Here is a 2,813-nt window from a genome sequence, read left to right as displayed (position 1 = left end):
ATACCGCTTGTAACAAATCTCGGCCCCCAGTCCCAGCCAAAATGATATGGGGCTTTCCTGGCAAAAACACTTACCTTGACCTCACTTCTGTCATTTCCTGCAGGTAATTGATATGGCAGGTTTTTAAATTTTGGGATATTTTCTTTTAAAGGAGACTGGAATAAAATATTCAAAGTATTATTTTTCTTTTTAATAAAGCCCTTACAGTCTGCTTTCCATGTTCTGAACATATTATCTGCACTTAATATCAGAGAATCGTTCAGCCTGACTTCTGCATAAGTGTCCAGCCCTTTAAAAACCAGTTCAATATGTTTTTTATTAAAAATTTTATCTGGAAGATCAAATTTTGTCTGATATTCCCAGTTTTCATTTTCAATCCATTGTAGTTTATTCTCATTGATTCCATAAAAAGGATCAGGTATCAATGAATTATTATAAAGATCCGTATGAACAGTCCCAGGCACTTTTGCAGAATACCATTTATCGGATTTTTTGTTTTTGAACTTCCATTGGGACTGCAGTCTTTCGAAAATCACTCTTTCCGAATCGGGATTTTTGTAACAGCTTAAATTAAAAGAGATGATTATCAAAGACAGAATCAGATAATATCTTTTTATGGATTTTAAATTCATTTGAATTGTCCTCTTGAACTAAGAACTGTTACTTTTCAGGAAGCATTTATCAATTTGGAATATTTTTAGCCATTCTTATTCACTCTTTTTCTTATTTCTGATTTGCTTTGTCTGCTTTTGGGGAGGCAAAAAATTTTCTCCGGTTACAACACTTTTTCCGGTTTTACTTTCCAAATCCAAACGGGCTTTTCTTGCAATCGCTCCGCCTTTTTTACCGACAATTTTATTTTCTACAAAACCTGTTGCCTGGTTGGTTTCTGCAATTTGACGGGTAGACAGCTCCGCAAGCGCTGTAAAAATCAGTTCCGCTTCACTCATATGGTCACGTAAATTCTGCGTTTGCAATGATTTGATTGCTTTATGCTGTTTTACTGTTAAATCAGCCCATTCTCTATGTATAATATTTGTAAGTATAGCGTATTCTTCTTCATCTTTTATATCATGCTCTTTCCAGTAGTCGGTTAATTTATTGCGGGTTTCCTGTCCCATCATTCGCTGCTGAATCCATTTTTCGCTGCGGCCGTGCTGCTGCCAGTACTCTCGTGCTCTATCAAGTGATCTTGCCGGGTCCGACATATCCTGCATTCGTTCATAGCCGACTTTTGCCAGCCACAATTTTATGGGTTCGGCTTTGGGGCTTGGTACGGATTGTATTAAACGAAGCAGCGTTTCAGGCGTAGCAGCATCGGTAAAATATTTTTTACCGTCAGCTGCGGTTAATTTCAGTCGGTTACAATTTGTAACCGACTGGCTGCCTTCTTTTTTTAACCTGTTTTTAAGCACTTTCCAATAGTTACGGGATGTTTGATAATTGGTGTTTTGAAGAAGTACATGAAGTATATCTATCACTGAAAAATACCAGACCTCTTTTCCCTCATCATATTGTCGTCTTATTTTATAGCCTTCAAATATGGCAATGGCATTATCTGTTTTTGTCATTTCCAATAATTCCTTTTATAATTTTTCAGTCGGTGACAAATTGTCACCGACTGGAGTTGTCTATAAATTAATCACTCTCAAAGACTCAATTCCACGGTCGTCAATTATCTTAACTGCTATTGCATCTCCAGGTTTAAACGGTAATGAAAAAATTCCATAGATATCTGCACTTACTACATTTTAACAATCAAATTAATAAAATGCAATTTATTTTATAATAAAAAAAGCAGGACGGAAAACCTTTTCGTCCTGCTTTAAGATGATTTACAAGAAAGGCCTCTTACATTCCGTATTTCTCAATTATCTCCTGCTTGGTCTTTCCGAGAATATCATACTTTTTCCCGACTTTGATAAAAGCATCAAGCGCTTTTTCCAGATGATGTATTTCATGGCCTGCAGAAATTTGTGTCCTTATTCTTGCCTGCCCTTTTGCTACAACAGGGAAGAAAAATCCAATGGCATAAATACCTTCATCGTACAGGTCTTTGGAAACATCCTGAGCCAGCTTTGCATTAAAAAGCATAATCGGCACTATCGGAGTATCGCCGTCTTTCAGTACAAATCCTGCTTCTTCGAGTCCTTTACGCCAGAAGTTTGAATTGGATTCAAGTTTATCCCTTCTTTCAGTGCTTTCGGACAGAATTTCAAGAACCCGGTTAACGCCTGCAACAACAACAGGAGCAATTGTATTTGAAAACAGATAAGGCCGTGCCTTCTGCCTGCACATCTCAACAAGTTCCTTCCGTCCGGATACGCATCCTCCTGAAGCTCCGCCGAGCGCTTTACCAAAAGTGGTTGTTATAACGTCAATCTTTCCCATAACGCCGTACTTCTCATGAGTGCCTCTTCCGGTTTTGCCGATAAAGCCCGTTGAATGGGAATCGTCCACAAAAAGCATTGCATCATATTTTTCACAAAGCTCTGCCATCTTATCAAGTTTGGCAGTATCGCCGTCCATTGAGAACACACCGTCAGTAATCACCATCTTTAATCTTTTATCGGAATGGAGCTGAAGTTTCTTTTCGAGATGTTCCATATTGGAGTGTTTGAAAGTATCATGCTGCGCACTGCAGAGCCTGATCCCGTCAATAATCGAAGCATGAACCAGACGATCTGAAATCATAACATCATCTTTGTCGAGAATTGCCTCAAAAACTCCTGCATTTGCATCCATACACGAAGGGAACAGAATTGTATCTTCCGTACCGAGAAATTTTGTCATCTTGTCTTCAAGCTCTTTAT

3 protein-coding genes are annotated in these 2,813 nt (G+C 38.3%); all 3 read right to left on the bottom strand.

Annotated features, from left to right (window positions below):
* On the bottom strand, positions 1–632 hold a 632-nt coding region (locus tag J7K93_02035; protein ID MCD6115769.1), incomplete at its 3' end, for a glycoside hydrolase family 2 protein.
* Between the two features lie 75 nt (positions 633–707).
* Positions 708–1,571 (bottom strand): hypothetical protein, encoded by an 864-nt coding sequence (locus J7K93_02030; GenBank protein ID MCD6115768.1) that lies wholly within the window; start codon positions 1,569–1,571, stop codon positions 708–710.
* Positions 1,572–1,851: 280 nt separating this feature from the next.
* Positions 1,852–2,813, bottom strand: a 962-nt coding sequence (locus J7K93_02025; protein ID MCD6115767.1) for an aminotransferase class I/II-fold pyridoxal phosphate-dependent enzyme, incomplete at its 5' end; no start/stop codon positions are given.

The sequence above is a fragment of the bacterium genome (assembly GCA_021158245.1).
Classification (GTDB): Bacteria; Zhuqueibacterota; QNDG01; order QNDG01; family QNDG01; genus QNDG01.
Note: the sequence above shows the minus strand (reverse complement) of the source record. Positions and strands in the feature narration are given on the sequence as shown.

What these genes read in the sequence shown, in the direction of transcription:
- J7K93_02030 (MCD6115768.1), bottom strand. Translation starts at nt 1,571, where the DNA reads ATGACAAAAACAGATAATGCCATTGCCATATTTGAAGGCTATAAAATA.